This window comes from Saprospiraceae bacterium (assembly GCA_016713025.1).
Lineage (GTDB): Bacteria > Bacteroidota > Bacteroidia > Chitinophagales > Saprospiraceae > OLB9.
This window is the reverse complement of sequence record JADJPZ010000004.1, coordinates 1,063,636-1,082,034: the sequence shown is the minus strand read 5'-3', so window position 1 is coordinate 1,082,034 and position 18,399 is coordinate 1,063,636. Positions and strand designations below refer to the sequence as shown.

Sequence of the window (18,399 nt, the reverse complement as noted above, 5' to 3'; positions counted from 1 at the left end):
ATTATAAGAAAATGACTGATTGCAATATAAGCTGACCTTTTGTTCCGTTTCTTACCACTTCGTTGGCAGCATCGGATATATATATTGGTCGGGTTGCGTATTCAAGGGTCAATTTTGCATTATGACCACTAATAATGTAATTGAGGCCCGCAGCCCATTGAAAACTTGGGTCTTTTAGCCTTTCAAAATCTTTGTAAGTTGCTGTAACATATGGCATAAAGGATGTTCCATCTTTCATTTTTGGTAGCATGTATCCAGCTTGAAGATACCCTATAAAGCCTGATCCAATAGTAGGTTGAGTATTTCCACTGCCTGCAAAACTCATAGTGGTGGGTACTGCATTGACATGTTCATTAAGTATTCCAATATTTCTAAGATAATTGTCGCCATAATTGATGTAATACAAGGTTCCCATGATGGATATTGCTGTACCCTTTGCCTTATCTATCGGTTTATCAATAAATACATCAGCACCTAAAGCCAAATGGTTTTGAAAAGTAGAATCTGTATTTGTTTTTACAAGGGATGCTCCTTTATGATTGTAAAATCCAAGGCCAATATTAAATATATCTTTGCCACCATAGTACGAGCCTGCATAAAAAGGCAACACATTGGATTCTTTATCCTTCAACATAAAACTAAAATATCCTGCCGTTGCATAGTTTTCATTTGTCACATTGACAGCAATACCATTTTTCAACACAGCAGATGGTACAGTGCCATTGACAAAGGGTTTGTTGAGTGCCACCCGATAATCCAACTTTCCTAATTGACCCTTGGCATAGATACCAAATTGTCTGGCAAACTGATCGGTGGCTTCTATATTTGACCAGTTGAATATCGGAGCGTCGACAGGCATAAAATTAAGGGTGGAGTGACTTGACATACGACTTACACCATTCCAGTAATGGAGTCCAACACCCACATATAACTTAGTGGGTATAATTCTGTACTCTGTCCAGGCATCATGTAAAAAGAAAGCAGGCTTTTTGCCTTGATTACTTGGTGTGGTAGTAGGATTTGGTCCATTAGGTGCCGTAGCACCATTGATAAAAGATTGATTATTGATACCCCAGTGTGACAATATCAAAAATCTGGGCGAAATCTGGGCAACTGCCAAAAACCTTGATCTCCTTAGCGCAATATCCGTAGACCATTGACTTGAGTTGTTAGTGCCGTCTATAGGTAGCCCATTTACATCGCGTGTGCCGGGATTGTTTTGTGTAGCTGTAACCCAGAACTGATGCCATGTGATAAAGCGTATGTATTTCGATCCACTCTCATTTAGCTTTAAAGTTAGTGGTTTGTATGTGTGGTCTTCAGCTGCTACATCCTGTGCTTTGAACGAAGCAATACTTGTAAAAACAATCATCAGACTACAAATAAATTTTGTCGGGTTGAATTTCATTTCCTATTTGACTTTAAGTATTAATAATGTAATATCTAATATTCACATGCTCATATATAAATGCAAACATATATAGATATATAGATATTTATGTAGTTGTTTATTGTTTTTTTTAAAAAAAATAAATTATTATATTTATTATATATTAAAGTGGTCAGAGAATGATTAATTTTTTTCTTGAACGAAAATGTACAAAGTTATACTCAAAATAAGAGCATGTTTAAAATTTTTCATAGTTGTAAATAAAAGGATTATATTTCTGGCAATAAAATGATCAACGCATTTAGCATGCCTGACAGCTATGAAAATAGGCGGGCAGTTGGTGAACTAAATAAAGTCATTATTTTGAAGTCCGGATCATAATACATTGATTTTAAGAGAACAAAATTTTAAACACCCCTCTTAATTGGTTTGCGAAAAATTCCTTTTCTATTTTATTCATTTTAAGCGAGGACGAAGTTTATGTATCCCTAAAGCGGTAACACGAAACTTGTCCTTAGAGTGATTTATAATCCGGACATTATATCGTCATGACCATTTATGGTCATAATAAAAACAAAGACATGTAAAACATCGCTTTTGATATTGGCGAAAGAATTATTTGGATTAGTTTACTCAAATAGATTAATGCAACATAGCTGTTACTATCTGATGAAAATTTTCCTTTGCCAGCGAATAATAGGAGTTTTTTCCATCACGGTTCACTTTGACTATATCCTGATTTTTTAAAATCCTCAAATGATGACTGGCCACAGCTTGCTCTATATCAAGTTTTTCATGTATTTCCGTGACAGACAATTGATTTTCTTTGTACAATAAATCCACCATCACAAAACGTACAGGATGTGCTACTGCTTTAAGTTTTTCAGTAACATCTTCCAGAAAATCTATGTCAAAACTAGTATTCATTGCCATTCACTATTTTGGTGTGTGTTTAAGTTTTTTAAATCCGGGGAACAAGTGTGCTATTGTAATCAAACAAAGAAACAGTGATTATATTCAAATGTGTATATATTTAAATACTTATATGCTTTTTTTGTTTACAGTTATTTTGATTTTTTTTTATTTTATCTTACTTTTACATAGTAAATTCAAACATTATCATTCAACAAACATAAAAGTGTTGTAGGAAAACAAAAATAAACTATCAGCATGAAAAACGAAATTATCCATAGGGTCTATGATTTTATCAAGGAGTTTCCTCCATTTTCAATGCTTCCAAAGGATGTTATTATGTCAATAGCCGGAAAGGTCACCGTAAAGTATTTGCCTCCAAATTCGGTATTGTTTGAAATAGGAGATGTGCCTCCTCCACAGTTTTATATAGTCAATGAAGGTGCTATCCATCTGTATCAGGAAGATGGTACTATGGTAGATCAATGTGATGAAGGAGATATTTTTGGCATCAGACCTCTTCTTGCTCAATCGCCCTACCTTTTATCAGCAAAGACTGAAGAAGAATCCATAATATATGCCATCAAAACAGAAACATTTCTACCTTTTCTGGAACAATTTCCCAAAGTATCATCATTTTTAGCGGCAAACTTTGCTGTAGGAACGGGCAATATGTTTTACAAAAAACATCATATGGAAGGAGTAGCTGCACCCTTACATGCAGAGATATTCAAAACTGATATGGAGAAAGCCCCAGTTTATTGCCAACTGCATCATACCATTCAAGAAGCTGCTATTATGATGGCTGATCACAAAATCGGATCTATCATCATATGCGATGAAGGACAAAAACCCATTGGAATCATCACCGACAAAGATCTACGCATAAAAGTAGTTGCAGGAGATGTCCGCAAAAAAGAAAATGTGGTGCAAATCATGTCATCTCCAGTTATATGCGTCCAACCATCACTCAGTATAGCCGAGTTGCAAATTTTAATGCTCAAAAATAGAATCAATCACTTGGCCGTTACTGAAGACGGTACAGTCGATTCCAGACTTATGGGAGTTATATCGGACCATGATCTTGTGGTTCAGCAAGCTGACAATCCTTCCATACTCATAAAAGAAATCAGAAAATGTACATCATCAACGCAACTCAAAGTCATAAGGGATAAAACAGAAAATCTGATCAAAAAATACATTGATAAAGAAGTTTCCATACCTTACATTACACAGATAGTTTCGGAAATCAATGATGATATCATTCTACGGTGTATACAAATTGCTGAAGTAAAAATCGGTAAAGAAAAATTTAAGGACATTAATTATTGTTGGATCTCATTAGGCAGTGAAGGAAGACAAGAACAGTTACTTCGTACAGATCAGGACAATGCATTGATATATCAGCATGATCCAAATATGCCCAATATCAAAGAAACCTGCCTCAGCCTGGCAAAAGAAGTCACTTTAATGTTGAATGATGTGGGGTATGAATATTGTCCGGCTGACATGATGGCATCTAATCCTGCATGGTGTCAAAGTATTGCTGAATGGAAGGACACCTTTTCAAAATGGATCCATAACCCCGGAGAAAAAGAAATCATGATGTGTACTATATTTTTTGATTACAGACCTGTATATGGTGACCTGTCACTTGTTGAAAATCTTACCGACCACATATCCGGATTGTTAGATCAACAAGAGGTCTTTCTACAGCTTCTGGCCAAAAATGCATTGGAAAATCCACCGCCGCTATCGTTTTTCCGAAACTTCATTGTAGAAAAAAATGGTGAGCATAAAGATAGTTTTGATATTAAACTCAGGGCAATGATGCCGCTAGTGGATGCAGCCAGACTACTTATACTCTCGAGGCAAATCAAAGGAGTTAATAATACATCCAAGAGATTTTTGGCATTGGCAGAATCAGACCCAAACAATGCTGAATTATACCAAATGGCAGCTGATGCTTATGAAATCCTGATTCGCATCAGGACTTCTCAAGGGTTTCAATCTCATGATTCCGGGCGATACATCCAACCCGAAATGATGGACAAAATGCAACGTCTGCAATTAAGAAATGCTTTCCAGCCTATTGATGAAATACAAAAACTTATTAAGATAAAGTTTCAACTAGGTGGTATCATATGATCTGGAAAAAAATAAAACAAACACTGGGACTGGGCGGCAAAGTAGATCATTATGATGCAGATTTTTATAAAAATTACTTAAAAGCTTTTGAAAAGCATGATCCGTCGACACTCATCAACAATCAGTCTTTTGTAGTATTTGATACTGAAACGACCGGACTGGACCCGGCAAAAGATCATATATTATCAATAGGTGCAGTAAGGGTGTGTCATCAGTGTATTAATATATCTGACAGCTTATCCATTATCATAATGCACGATGGTATTCAGAACCCAAAAGCTGCTGTCATTCATGGATTGGTCAATACCAAAGACTTTGGCATTACTCCAGCAGAAGCTATTCAAAAGTTTATGCAATTTATTGGCTCGGATATTTTGGTAGGACATCATGTGGCTTTTGACCGGGTGATGATAAATAACCTCTCAATAAGCTGCGGTGGTGGATCCTTAAAAAATCCTACCTTGGATACATCATTTCTGGCCCGTAGGTTGGATAAACCTACTGATCCCGACAGTCTGGATAGAAAAGATTACACATTGGACAAGCTCTGTCAAAGGTATCATGTTGTTCCAAAAGCAAGACATACTGCGGATGGGGATGCATTGATAACAGGACTTATTCTTTTAAAGCTGTTACATCGATTGCACCAGAAAGGGATTCGCACAGTCAATCAATTGATGAGGTGATCTACTCTTTGATCATTACATAATTTGCATAAAACTGATAACCTATAAACAGTAATGCTGTCAAAAACGAAATACTGCTACCAAAAACTCCATTACTAAGACTCATCATGATGTCTATTACTGCTACAGAAACCAGCACTATGGAAAAGGTTGTAAGTTTTTTCCTGTTTGCTTCGAGATAAGGATTGAACATAGACCCAAGGGGTATCATCAACACAAAAGAAATCAAAGCAGCATAAAGAACACTTTCATTGGGCAGTGCAATAAAATACACCAATAAAAACAACAAACAAATCGCTAACGTGACACCCACCAATCTGGCGGAGAATTTTTTATGATCCGTAAGGGTATATTTTCCAAATGGATTTGTAAGCAGGTACAGATTCATCAGAGGTGAAAAAATCCATGAGGATATAAAAAATAAAACTAAAAGAACAATAACAGGAATTACATATGCTTGCAGCTGTGGGTTTTTCTCAGCGATATTTATCAGGAATCTATACAAAAGATATCCACCGATTATAAAACCCCACTTATAGTTTTCAGTAAGATTACTGATCCTCAACATGATCATAAGGAAATACTTATAAACAGGGAATTTCGCTTTCATGGCCTCCTGCATTCCGGATTGAGCATACAGATTATTAGGATTGATGCTCAAGGATATTTTGAAGTGGTTGAGAGCATTTTCGATATGTCCTTTATGAAGCAGGCCCCATCCCAAATTAGCATGAGTATCGGCATTATTAGGGTCAGTTTCAAGCGCTTTATCAATAGTTTCAAATGCCTCATCCTTCCTGTTGAGACCTACGAGCGCCGTTGCTCTTGCATTTAAGGCATCACTATCTTCAGCATCCATTGATAAAGCATTGTTGGCACATTCCAATGCTTTGATAAATTCATTTTGTTGGATATAGATGTGGGCTTTCAAAGTATGGTAATGTGTACCGTCCGGATCGATTCGAATAGCTGTGTCAAGCAACTCCAGACTTTGATTGAATTTTCTGTCTACGGAATATACATTTGCTAATAAATAGAATGGAAACGATTCGTCCGGAAAGGTTGATATCATGATTTTGCAAAGATCTTCAGCCTCTTTATATTTTTTAAGAGAGATTTTGACTACAGTCATCATTCTCAATATATCAAAATCATTCATTTCTACTGTCATCAACCTTGTCAGGATAGATTCAGCATGATCATATTTTCCTTGCGCTATGAGCAATTCGGCATTGGATGCCTGTTTTAGATATTCCAGATTATCCATTTATTTTATATATTTCAATACTTCATCATACAAACCTGATTCATTGGCAAATAATGCATAGTTTTTTGCCGTATTGAACCAATCCCTTGTGCTTGCATGATGTTTTTTTGCTGCTGAAATCAAATCTTGTGTTGTGATCGGAGTTGGAAAACCAGTTTTCATAGCTCCTATGAGGATTTGCTCTATGGCAATATCTACCAAAGCATTGAGATCTGCACCTGAAAACCCTTTGGTATATTCAATTACTTTTTTAAAATCAATACTCTCTTTGGGTTTATTTTGTAGAATAATTTCAAGAATTTTTTGTTTACTCAGATCATCAGGTGGCGGAACAAATATGATCCTGTCAAACCTTCCCGGCCTTCTGAATGCCGCATCGAGATGCCACGGAGCATTGGTTGCTCCAATCACGAGAATACCGTCATTGTTGGCATCAGCTCCATCCAGCTATGACCAAATTTGATTAATGACATGTCGCCCTGACGACCCTTTCATATCTGATCTTCTTTCCCCAAGCACATCTACCTCATCAAAAAACAACACACATGGAGTATTTCGTCTTGCTACTTCAAAGATGTAGTTCATATTTTTTTCGCTCCGACCATGCCACATATCCAAAATCTGACTGATCCCCACAGATATAAAATTGGCATTGATCTCTCCGGCAGTCGCTTTTGCAATATATGTTTTTCCGCAACCAGGAGGTCCATACATCAGTAGTCCACCCCCAACTTTTTTGCCATACGCAGCATACAGATCAGCATGCTCCAAAGGTTTGATGATTTTTAAGTCTATCTCTTGCTTCAGTCTATCCATACCACCTACATCTTTAAATGAGATGTCAGGTTTTTCGAGAAAGAAATCTTTGTCTTCCGGAATTCCTTCAAACCCATCACCAAACATTTCATCGAGATCGTAATCGTCATTATCCAGTGAAAACGCTGGCATTCTAAGATTTTCATCCAGTTCTTTGTCTTCAAATTCAGGATTTGCATTTAAAATTTTTTCGTACACATCCTGGGCCTGATCGATGGAGTTTTCCCTCACAAGTGCCTTTGCACAAAGGGTCATGATTCTTTCACTTGCCATATTGCGTGCTATCAACTCTTCACATATGACGATGACAGCGGAGTATTTTCCCCTTCTGAAATAAATTTCTGCAAGACCTTCCTTGGCCTTAACATGATTGCTATCATAGTTCAATACTATCTGAAATTCAGTTTCAGATTCTTCAAGTCTGCCAAAATGAAGGTATTTATTAGCAAGCATCGTGCGTAGAGGCAAATTATCCGGAGATTTTTCTATGGCTTCCTTTAGTGATTCTATTTCCTGATTGTAATTCATACTTTTTGTTCTTGTAAGTGTGAAAAAAGTTTTGATTGATCCAACAATTTTTCATCCACATTTTCGATGGTTTGGATCATAAGCTTGAGTGTCTCAATTACCTGCTGATTTGTGCCCTCGAATATCACATTTTTCAGTTTGTAATGAGAATGGTCCAATTTTGTTTCGGCCTTTACTATGATTTGGTTCATAAATGCTGCATACTCCTCATAAGTTTTTTCCTTTCCCGATTTTAACAAAGATATTAAAAATCTATTGCCGTTGATAAATTGCAGGTCTTCGATCAAGTCCTCCACATCATCATTCACTTCTGTGATCAAATCATAATATCTCCAATCTGCCAAAGCACCGCAAGTTTTCTCCAAATGCATCTTTTCAAATATCAGCCTTCTGAGTAGTTTTACATCACATGATTTGTAGAAGTAAAAATATTCAAGGTCAAAACGCAGAGGCGACTTTCCTTTCCGTAATTCCAACTCATGCTTTTCATATTTTTTGATATGAGATAAATATGCTCCGGCATTTTCCTGTTTTATACCAAGTTGACACAATTTATCTGTAATATTGGACCAATGACTTTGCAAAACCTGTTCGTCCACTTCCCAGTTTGCTTCAAGGTGAGCATCAAGCAGATATATTGCAGATTGCAGATCAATTAGTCTATCATAAAATTTTCTTTTTTCTTCTTTTGGCAATGTACTCTCATCAAATAATAATGGAAAAAGCCTGTATTCCATCAATACCTCAATCTTTTGTTTCAGTACCTTTTCATCAATATGTAATTCTACCATCATCACTATATTTTCATCAATTTGCAGTCCAAATAAATCAACGCTATTCTAAACAAATGAATTCGAAATTCTATTTATATTTATATGTAAATTTAAATAATTGTATTTTGGTTTTTACTTCCAACAATGCCGTTAAATAAAAACAAAACTTTTCGAATTTTCACCACTTTTGATATAATATCCGGTCATTTTGAAAGGCGTCAAAGGTAAATATTAATCAACTATTTTAACAATTTAACACCACATATTATGAAAAGGTTAATTATTTTAAGCTTATTTATTTTTCTGAATTTTCAAATACAAGGTCAGATTCTTGGTGGCATCATGAATGAAGCCAAGAGGAAATTAGAAAGAAAAATAGAAAATAAGATTATAGAAGCCGTCTCTGAAGAACTCGCGAGAAGGGCCTTTAAGCCTATAGACGAAGCGATCGACTCTTTTATGAGAGAAAAGTATCAGGATTCTATCAATGGTGGTAAGCCGGTAGATTGGGAAAAAGCAGGTGAGTCTTATGCTGCATTTCTTGCCGGTATGAATAAAGCTGTGGATTTGCCCGAAAAATATACATTTGATGTAACGCAGGAAGTAGAAATTGTAGATTACAGTAATAAATCCAATAAAATCAGAATGCATTATTCAAAGAGTGATGCAATTATAGGTATTGAATATTTGGAACAAAAAGATGCAATGCAGTTGATTGTCATGGATATATCACGTGATGCAATGATCATATATACAACAGACAAAAAGGGGGAAAAAACAGGTCAGGTAGTGCCTTCAGTAATGAAGATGACATCCGCACTGGCCGGATCTGTCAAAACAGATAAAGATGGAAAGGAACAGGATATTAAAATCGAAAAAACAGGCAAAAGAAGAAAATTGCTGGTTTCCAATCAGCAGAATACAAAGGAAGTACAAATGAAGAAGAATTTGTGATGTATGTGTCTACTGATTTTCCTGTGAACTGGCAAAAGCATTATACTCAATATACATCTAAGTTTGCGCCCCCATCATATGCTGAAAATACTTCAAAATTGAAAACGGAATCATGCTGGAATATGAAAATTCACGACGTGAAGAAGATAAAAAAACAACATGGACGACTTTGAAGGTTTCAGAAAAAGCTTTTGATATAAAGAAAAGTGATTATAACTTTGGACAAAAGTAAGATTTCAGTTTCCGTAATGTGAGTTTGTAAGGCTTAGAAAAGATGTGAGAGCTACGCCCCAACACCGGCATGTTGAATTATTTCCCTACGAAGATATCTGGGATTGGCATGAGTTGTTAACACAGCCCCTAGTCCTGAAATATTCGTAGATCCATTTATGAAAAATAAAGAGGAGCGTTAGCCCTGACATCAAATAGAACATATTTCTAATAAATTTAAATTTTTAAAACTGGTTTTGTCTGTTTCCGGAATATAACATTTTACTTCTTCTCAATCTACTTAAGGAAGTATCAGTGACACCTAGAAATGATGCAATATGTTTTAATGGAACATCCTTGTGAATTTCAGGCATTTCTGTAATGAATTCAAGATATCTATACATGGCTGTATGTGTGGCCATACTTATAGTTCGCTTTCTCAGTTTTAAATATGCTGATGTCATCCAATTTCGTCCCCACTCACTAAAGTCCGGATATTGCTGATAAAAGTTTAAAAACTCATTAAATGAAAGTTTTAAACACCTTACATCAGTGATTGCTTCCAAAGTAATTTGACTTGGAGTATTTTGGAACAAGGACACAACATCAAAGGCAATATCATCAGATTTGAAAAATTCAATTGTAACCTCTTCGTTATCAAAATTTTCAACTGTACTTCTCATGTATCCGGATTCAATGATATAATAGGCATCCATGATTTGGTTTTTTTTCAAAATGATATCATTCTTTTTAAAAGATACAACAGTATGCGATTTAAGCAAATGATACATCAATAACTCATTCGTGCTTAGTGGGTCATACGTTTTTCTTATCAATTCAATTTTTGATAACATCATAAGGGTATAATTTAAAATTTAAGGTAAAATTAAAAGAGTAAATGCATATCACGGTAAAGGATTATAATGATTTACAAGATGTTCTATACTTAAATCATCTAATTCTGAATAACAAAAATGCGGCATTAAATGGTGGGTAGCTACCACCATTATAATTTTGGTATACCTATTTTATAAGTTTGGTTGTTAAAAAATCCTTAAGATAAGTGAATATTACTCTTAGCTTCAGCCCTATATTGGCTGGGAGTTATTTTATAGGTTTTCTTAAAGATAGAATTAAAAGAAGAAAGAGAATTAAACCCCGACTCATATGCTATGACAGCAATCTTCACATGCAGTTCTGATGAATTTTCAAGCTTCCGGGCAGCGTATTTGAGCCTGTGAGAATTAATAAAATCAGAAAAATTTTGTCCATAATAATTATTAATATTCTGTGATAACATGTGTGTAGAAATATTAAGCATTTCTGCCATTTTTGGCATTGTCAACTCTGGATCCAAAAAGACTTTCTGATCTATCAAATCATCAATATCACGAGCCAATCTAACTGCAATATCTGGATTAAATTTTTTATTCCGAACTATCGTTTTAGGTTTGTCATATTGAAAATGTAAATACAGTAAACTCGATAAAATACTGACAATCATAAAAGCGATTGCAAAAAGGTTCTGTCCATTTTCTTCAAATTGCAAGTAGATTATGTATGATATAGCCAAAAAGAAATTTCCAAGTAAAAATGACCCTATCCAGTTTTGTCAAAATTGTCAGCAGTTTCAAGCCATAATTTATTTTTGAGAACCATCCTTATGGCAAGGCCAATAAAGATAATCCAATACAAAGCGATGCAAGGAACTACAGCTTCCATTACTTGCATCCATTTAGCATATTCTTCATTTACAGCTAAAAACTGCAAGATCAATAAAGGAGCTAAATAAATTACGTGTTTTCGCCTAAAAGCAAATGATTCATTTGTAAAAGAGAGCGTATAAAAATAAATCAATGGACCAAGTATGGCCTGCAAACTATAGCAAAAGTTATTATAAGGGATAAATAGAGAAGATGGTAAATATAAACCTATCCATTTTGTCATACGGACTGCATAAACAAATAAGATCCCTAAAAATATTTTATTTGAAAGCGTAAGATTTTTATAATCTCTCCCTAAAAATGCTATCAGAAATAAACAATGTGATGCTCCTATCAAGCTAAAAATTGTAAAAAGAAAATGGTTTTGCTGCATCAAGACTAACCTTTGTGAGATTTAACTGTTTTTAACTAAATTTTATCAAAGTAAGCAATAAATATGAAATTTATTGTAGTTCGAACAGTTAAAAAAATACTAAATTCTACATAACGTCCGTTTGCGTCGATAAAATTAAACAAACATAATATAAAGACAAAAATATGTTAAAAAAGCTGCACATAACAACCAAAATGTTTTGTAGGTAAAGAAATTCAAATATATTTGTTCCTAAATTGAAATATCTTGTCAATCCGGCAAATACTGAACTTTTTCTTAATTGCATCCGGAATGACAAGACTCTAACAAAACTAATTTTAGGTGAAGATTTTCAAAAAATCTTACACGCTATGAAACATAACAAAGGTAATACTTTGTATATTGGTATTGTATTGTCTTATGACAATTAAAGCGTATTGATAAGTTAAAATTTTATTAAAAAGGATAACTTCAGATTTGAAATTTCGAGTCTAATTCCAAATCAATAATTTTAACACAATCAATATATTATTTCACCTTGCTCCTTAGTATGGTTAAAATTAGTACCAATATTCATCCTTGTTCCAGGGTTTTTTAGCGACTTATTGTTTAGATCGATAATAAAATTCAGAATTGTTATAGGATCAAACCTGAAAAAATTATCTGCTATTCCATTTTTCCATATAAACGAATCAGCTTAAACTTAAAAATGGGTAGCAAAAGTCATATTTTGCTACCCATAATAAATCGAAGAATTTTTATGATAATGATAGATTTCCAAAAATGGTTGGAAGCAATAAACTGATATCACAGACTCATCACGTAATATTGCTCACATCATCATTTTTTCTTCAAAACAAGATTCCCTTCTCCAAAATTTCTATTGAGTTCATCAGTGTGAAGGATACGTACATAGATTGTTTTTGTACAATTATCGACATAGCTTTTTGCGCCTTCAACTACATCACCAAAAAACTTGAGGACTGGAGGAATATTATAGCTGCAATATTGCGTATTGGGTCCGCTGACTGCACCCGTAGTACCGTTGATAGTCAATACTATAGGTTTAGCACTACTTCCGCAATTATAATTGAATGAAACTGAAGTGGCACTTACTTTCGCTACTTTGATGACAGTACCTACGGGGTAATCTTCCCAATCGTCAGTAGTCACTTCAAAGTCTCCAACAAAGTTGTCAATATTAAACGGGCATACTACATCATACTTTAGTACTGTACTAGACCCTGTCAGGTTAAGAATATTTGTTCCATAAGCTATACCAGTCACTGGAAACGCTTCATATTTAATGCCGTTATGATATATGTCCATACCGATAGAATATGAATCGCCCAACTTTAGTGGCTGACCAAAACTTGTTTCCAACAATGATTTATTTAAGCTCACCGATGTCGGAAAACTAGTGACATTTGCCTGCAGAACTTTTACGGCTGTTTTTACCCCGTTCTTTATGGCAACGATGTCAGCTTTTTCAGGCTTTGGACCATCTTTAAAATAAAGGTCCGCGGTCAATTTCCCCACAAAGTTACCTGCATTAGTGAAATCAATGTTTTGAGTACTTCCTGCTTCTTTAAGTATCAATGGTATATTTATTTCTCTGATGCCATCAGGCAGGTTGCCATTGGTTTCTTTTGTACAGGAAAATGATATTATTAAGAGCGTTAAAACTAATATTTGAATACTTTTCATTTTTATTAAATTTTGAAATTAATATTATTTTTGCCAAAAGACTTTAAAAGTTGAAGGGCTTTTTTGAGTCGGGGCATTTCTATTGCGATCGAGCTCATTGGTTGGCCATGGTAAAGAAACAGGATATGTATTATTAAGCTGGACAGCAATGGCTATGGTAGAATTTGGAACATTGCTTTTTACTATACCGCCAGGTGCCATCTCAGTGTTCTTTGGATCAAACAATACCGGAAACCCTGTACGTCTTATATCCGTGAACTGATCAACAGTACTTCCTACATTTGAAAGCCATTTTTGCGTCATGATATACTCCAGTTTTTTGGCTGAAGGTGCACTCTGAAACAGATCTGTTACCTTAGTAATATATGTGGTTGCATTGGCTGTTCCCACAAGCTTTGGAACAGTTTGAGTAGGTTTTACAAAAGTAGTCACCACGTAATCCACCTGGGCAATAGAAGCAGTGACAGCTTTTTTAAACAAATCATTGACATCGCCTGCAAAAACACCTTCCTGTACGAGCTCAGCCTCAATATATAGCCTGTCTGCATATGTAATAAACCTGTAAGGAGCAGCTCCTGTGCCGCTACCCGCATTAGCTGTACCACCCGCACCATCATCATATCTTCCGCCTACGGGGTATATCCCAAACAAGCTGATTGCATTTTGCTGATTGTGATCACGATCCTTACCTACTGAACCAAAAAATATGGACAGGAAAGCTCCATCCCGGTATTCAGGAGGGTTGGGCGTGGCGCTGGTTGGAGTCATTTGGTTATACACATAATAAGGCAACCTTGGATCGACAATTCCTGTGTAAACAAATTTGTTGTATCCTTTGAGGATTTCATAAAACCAGGGACTCACATGATTCCCTCTTTGGGTCGCTGTGTAGTCTCCAAAACCTGGATGCCTGTCGTCTGTTGCTGCTAGATTTCCATAAGGCATCAGAAAACTCTCTGCTTCACTATTGATAAGACTCTCAGGTTTTGACAAAAGTAGTGAAACATCATTTTTTACATCTTTTACCTTTCGCATTTGATTCAGCAATTTAAGCTTGATCGTATTCGCAGCTTTTTTCCACCTTATAGCGTTTCCTCCATAGATCAGATCATCCTTACCAGGCTTAAGTGTTGCCGCCGATTTATCATTGTCAATGTCTGCAATACCATCGTCAAGTAATTTCAGCAATTTAGGGTAAATTTCAGCATCATCATCAAATTTTGGTGATGCGGTGACTTTAAAATTGTTGAATTCAGAGAACGGTACATCTCCAAAGACATCTACCAACTGGCTGAAAGCATATGCTTTTAATATCTTTCCCACTCCTGCATATGTCAATGCTTTTACTTCATTTCCTTGATTGATCATAACATCAAGATCGGCCAATCCTTCCTGAAAGTACTCTACCCATAAGGCATTTATCCAAAAGCTATTACCATCCACATTATACTGATCAGAATTGGCTCGTGCTGTTTGCTGGTGGACATATGTTGCCAGTTCTGTACCGATGCCACCATTATTACCTGAACCGATACACAAACCATCTGCAATATTTTTTTCACTTGAAGTTAGTAAACTTGATAGTGGTGCTTTTGTAGGATCATTAGGATTCTGGTTTACATCCAAAAAATCGCTGCATGATGCGAAAACTGTAATGTATGCTATTATAAAAAATATATTTTTCATCTAAATATGATTTAAAAGTTAATACTTAAATTGACAGCATATCTCTTTGTAGAAGGTGCTGCCGATAATTCAATACCTTGAGTGGTTGTAGCTCCAAATGAGTTGACTTCCGGGTCAAAATTGGTATGTTTAGGAAAATTCGGTGCAATAAAAAATAAGTTCCTGCCGGAAACTGAAAGAGTCCCGCCCTTAAAATATTTCATTCCAAAAATAGAAGCCGGAATATTGTATCCTAATGTGACTTCTCTCAATCTGTACACCGTACCATCAAATATATTCAATTCTGTTGCAGTATTGATGGCATAAGTAGCTCCAAAATTTGTATTTGGTGAAAAATATAAATCATTCATGGTGATAGGAATTTGATTGGCAACCGGTTTTCCATCAACTAATAAAGGTAATCCTGATTGCAAACTAGCAGGGTTGGCATAATTTCCCGGCAGGATGACACCATGCTCTCTGTCTTCAGTATCTTTGGTAACACCCCTACCCAAAAGACTTGATATAGTCACAGAATAAATATCTCCACCCTTTGTCATATCAAATAGTCCATTTAGGAAAAAGTTTTTAAACTTTATTTCTGTGGACACTCCCATTTTAAAATCAGGGTTGGGATCACCTACCATACTTTGAGTAGGCGAAACAATCATACCACCCGTGTTAGGATGGATCAAAGGTATACCCTCTGCATCGCGCACCACTTTAGTTCCTCTGAGATAGCCAAAAGGAAGTCCTGGTTCCAGATAAGGAGAAATTCCTGTTAACACTCCACTCAGCTGAACCCGATCTACCCCTTCTACCAAAGATACAACCAGGTTTTTGTTTTTAGTAAAGGTTACCCCAATATTCCATTCCAAATCCTTTGTCAGCAAAGGAGTTGCATTAACCCCTATCTCTACTCCTTTATTGCTTATTTCTCCTACATTTGTTGTAAATGTATTAAACCCAGTAGAATTAGGTACTGAAATATTGTATATTAAATCTGTAGTTTTTTTGTCATACCATGTAAAATCGATGGAAAATCTGTCTTTCCAAAATTTTATATCAGCACCGAGTTCAAGTTCTGTGGTAAATTCAGGAGACAAATTCGGGTCATTGGTATTGAGTGATCTCGTAATTCTTGGCGCTCCCTTAAAGTTCTGATCCAGCACAAAAACATCTTGTGTTCGATAAGGTGGTGCATCATTTCCAACTTTGGCCCACCCTGCTCTTACTTTAGCATAACTTAAAAAGTTAGATGGAATTAATTCAGATATGATTAAACTTCCTGACACAGTAGGATAAAAATAAGACCTGTTTTCTATCGGCAATGTGGAAGACCAATCATTTCTTCCACCGAGATTTAAGTAAGCTAAGTTTCTATATCCTAATTGTAATTCACCGAAAACTCCGATTAAGCTTCTTTTTATTCTATCATCTGTATCAAAAGATTGTGAAGCGGTATTTTTTAGATTGTAAATTCCCGGTACTATAAAATCCAGGCCGGTATTTTGTGCATCTGTAATATTTCTGGTATTCATGTTTTGTCCTACACTAGCCGAAATGTCAAAATCATCGGTCAGTTTTGAGTTGTAAGAAAGTGTAGCCGTTGACTCTAGTTCCTGGATACTGTACTTATGATCAATAATTCGACCCAGACCGTCAGCAGCTCTTGAAAATTCCTGAGTTCGTTCCGTTCTGTTGAGCCTGTACACATTATTACCAAGGTTATAGTTAAATACCAGATTTTTAAGTATGTCGATTTTTAGTCGACCGACAGATATGACCCGCTCATCAATACTGGTTGCTATATTATTATAAGCTGCCCAATGTGGGTTGTCAAATTGCGCACCACCATTTGGGATCAGAGGTCTGCCGGCTGCATCCTGGTAAGGAAGGGATAAATCCCAGTTTCTGGCCAAAAAGAGAGACCTTGCAAACTGACTGGATGCACCTCCAACCTGATTTTCACCATAAAATCCACCTAATTGCTCACCTTTCATAAAACTAAGATTACCTCCCAAGGTGACACCTTTCCACAAAGTGGTGGTACCCCCTACCCCAATATTATTTCTCTTGTAATGACTATTTTCAATATATCCACTGTGATTAAGATTACTCGCAGTAAGGCTGAATGATGTAGCACCAGTGCCTCCTTCGATGCTGACTGAATTCTCTCTGACATATCCTGTCCTGAAGAGTTCTTTTACATTGTCCGGATATGCCCTGAATGGTGTTTGTCCGGTACTTGAAAACAATTGAGGATAGGCCGCAAGATATTCAGGCCAGGCAGGTATAGAATCGATTGTTCCGAATTTTGGGCCCCAGGTTCCGTTTGCATTGGCATATGCAAAGTTGACACCAGCACCATATGAGTTTTGATAATCAGGCAGATTATTAATGTTTTCAGTACCGATAGATGTCCTGTGATTTACTTTAAATCCTTCCCTTTTTTTGGAACTTCCACTCTTTGTTGTGATGAGTATCACTCCGCGAGAGCCTCGGGATCCATAAATGGCAGCAGCAGCAGCGCCTTTCAGTACATTAAAACTCTCAATATCATTTGGGTCCAGACCGGATATCCCTGAGCCATATGCCGCACCTCCTGAAGTCTGAGATGATGTGGTTACCTGAACATTGCTGTATGGAATACCATCCACCACAAATAGCGGTTGTGTTTCAAGTCCAAATGATGAATTTCCTCTGATTTGAATTCTGGTAGCCGCTCCTGGCGCACCCTGAGACGTTCGGATATCTACACCTGGTACACGACCTTGAAGTGTTTTAAGAAGATCAGGCTCCGCCTTCTCCTTGAGAGCAGCTGATTCTACCTGAGAAACGGAATAGCCCAGGGCTTTGTCTTTTCTTGCTATGCCCAAAGCAGTCACTACCACTTCTTCTAACAATTTTCCTTCATTCAGTGAAACGTTTAGAGTAGTCATGGAACCCACTAGTACCTCTTTTGTTTCATAGCCGGTGTAACTGAAAATCAAAACTGAGCCTTCAGATGGAACTGACAAAGAGTAGTTGCCATCTACATCGCTGATGGTGCCAATACCAGAAGATTGTTTTACGGTAATATTAGCTCCAATAAGCGGGATTCCTCCAAGATCGGTCACTCTGCCGGAAATCACTTTCTGACCATGCACCCATCCAATGAAGAAGAAAAACAACAAAAAAATTAATAAACGTTGTTTCATAATAAAAAATTAAACATTGATTAAAAAAATTGCATTAGGAAATAATGTCTACCTATTGCTATCGAAT

Annotated in this window: 13 protein-coding genes and 1 pseudogene; 3 read left to right on the top strand and 11 right to left on the bottom strand. The window is 36.1% G+C overall.

The genetic code is table 11. From position 1 onward, the window contains the following. Position 1 precedes the first annotated feature (1 nt). Both IPK35_11040 and IPK35_11035 read right to left on the bottom strand, forming a co-directional pair. Positions 2–1,408 carry a porin gene (locus tag IPK35_11040; GenBank protein MBK8053776.1) on the bottom strand — a complete coding sequence of 469 codons (1,407 nt, stop codon included), beginning with the start codon at positions 1,406–1,408 and terminating at the stop codon, positions 2–4. A gap of 624 nt (positions 1,409–2,032) precedes the next feature. Next, positions 2,033–2,317, bottom strand: a complete 285-nt coding sequence (locus IPK35_11035; protein MBK8053775.1) for a helix-turn-helix transcriptional regulator — start codon at positions 2,315–2,317, stop codon at positions 2,033–2,035. Positions 2,318–2,560: 243 nt separating this feature from the next. Between IPK35_11035 and IPK35_11030 the strand changes: the two genes are divergently transcribed. Then, positions 2,561–4,450, top strand: coding sequence for a CBS domain-containing protein (locus IPK35_11030; GenBank protein MBK8053774.1), 1,890 nt, complete (start codon positions 2,561–2,563; stop codon positions 4,448–4,450). Further along, positions 4,447–5,136 carry a 3'-5' exonuclease gene (locus IPK35_11025; protein ID MBK8053773.1) on the top strand — a complete coding sequence of 230 codons (690 nt, stop codon included), beginning with the start codon at positions 4,447–4,449 and terminating at the stop codon, positions 5,134–5,136. The genes IPK35_11030 and IPK35_11025 overlap by 4 nt, the downstream gene beginning before the upstream one ends. Before the next feature lies 1 nt (position 5,137). On the opposite strand, the gene IPK35_11020 is transcribed toward IPK35_11025, so the two are convergent. The 3 genes and pseudogenes from IPK35_11020 to IPK35_11010 form a co-directional block, all read right to left on the bottom strand. After that, a complete protein-coding gene (locus IPK35_11020; GenBank protein MBK8053772.1) occupies positions 5,138–6,403 on the bottom strand; it encodes a tetratricopeptide repeat protein in 1,266 nt (421 codons plus the stop codon). Next, a pseudogene (locus IPK35_11015) lies at positions 6,404–7,747 on the bottom strand (AAA family ATPase). It lies immediately after the preceding gene. Then, complete coding sequence (locus IPK35_11010) at positions 7,744–8,541, bottom strand: hypothetical protein (GenBank protein ID MBK8053771.1); 798 nt, start codon at positions 8,539–8,541, stop codon at positions 7,744–7,746. The pseudogene IPK35_11015 and the gene IPK35_11010 overlap by 4 nt, the downstream one beginning before the upstream one ends. A 246-nt stretch (positions 8,542–8,787) precedes the next feature. Between IPK35_11010 and IPK35_11005 the strand changes: the two genes are divergently transcribed. Next, a complete protein-coding gene (locus IPK35_11005; protein ID MBK8053770.1) occupies positions 8,788–9,474 on the top strand; it encodes a hypothetical protein in 687 nt (228 codons plus the stop codon). 455 nt (positions 9,475–9,929) lie between these two features. On the opposite strand, the gene IPK35_11000 is transcribed toward IPK35_11005, so the two are convergent. From IPK35_11000 to IPK35_10975, 6 genes are all read right to left on the bottom strand, one after another. Further along, the gene (locus IPK35_11000) at positions 9,930–10,541 is read right to left on the bottom strand and encodes a Crp/Fnr family transcriptional regulator (GenBank protein MBK8053769.1); all 612 of its coding nucleotides are present in this window, start codon (positions 10,539–10,541) and stop codon (positions 9,930–9,932) included. 197 nt (positions 10,542–10,738) lie between these two features. Next, the gene (locus tag IPK35_10995) at positions 10,739–11,233 is read right to left on the bottom strand and encodes an AraC family transcriptional regulator (GenBank protein ID MBK8053768.1); all 495 of its coding nucleotides are present in this window, start codon (positions 11,231–11,233) and stop codon (positions 10,739–10,741) included. Positions 11,234–11,283: 50 nt separating this feature from the next. Continuing rightward, a complete protein-coding gene (locus IPK35_10990) occupies positions 11,284–11,784 on the bottom strand; it encodes a hypothetical protein (GenBank protein MBK8053767.1) in 501 nt (166 codons plus the stop codon). Positions 11,785–12,600: 816 nt separating this feature from the next. Continuing rightward, entirely contained in the window at positions 12,601–13,467 is an 867-nt protein-coding gene (locus tag IPK35_10985; GenBank protein ID MBK8053766.1) for a hypothetical protein, read from the bottom strand. A gap of 24 nt (positions 13,468–13,491) precedes the next feature. Then, on the bottom strand, positions 13,492–15,153 hold the full coding sequence (locus IPK35_10980; GenBank protein ID MBK8053765.1) for a SusD/RagB family nutrient-binding outer membrane lipoprotein: 1,662 nt from the start codon (positions 15,151–15,153) through the stop codon (positions 13,492–13,494). 11 nt (positions 15,154–15,164) lie between these two features. Continuing rightward, the gene (locus IPK35_10975) at positions 15,165–18,332 is read right to left on the bottom strand and encodes a SusC/RagA family TonB-linked outer membrane protein (GenBank protein ID MBK8053764.1); all 3,168 of its coding nucleotides are present in this window, start codon (positions 18,330–18,332) and stop codon (positions 15,165–15,167) included. Positions 18,333–18,399: the final 67 nt, after the last annotated feature.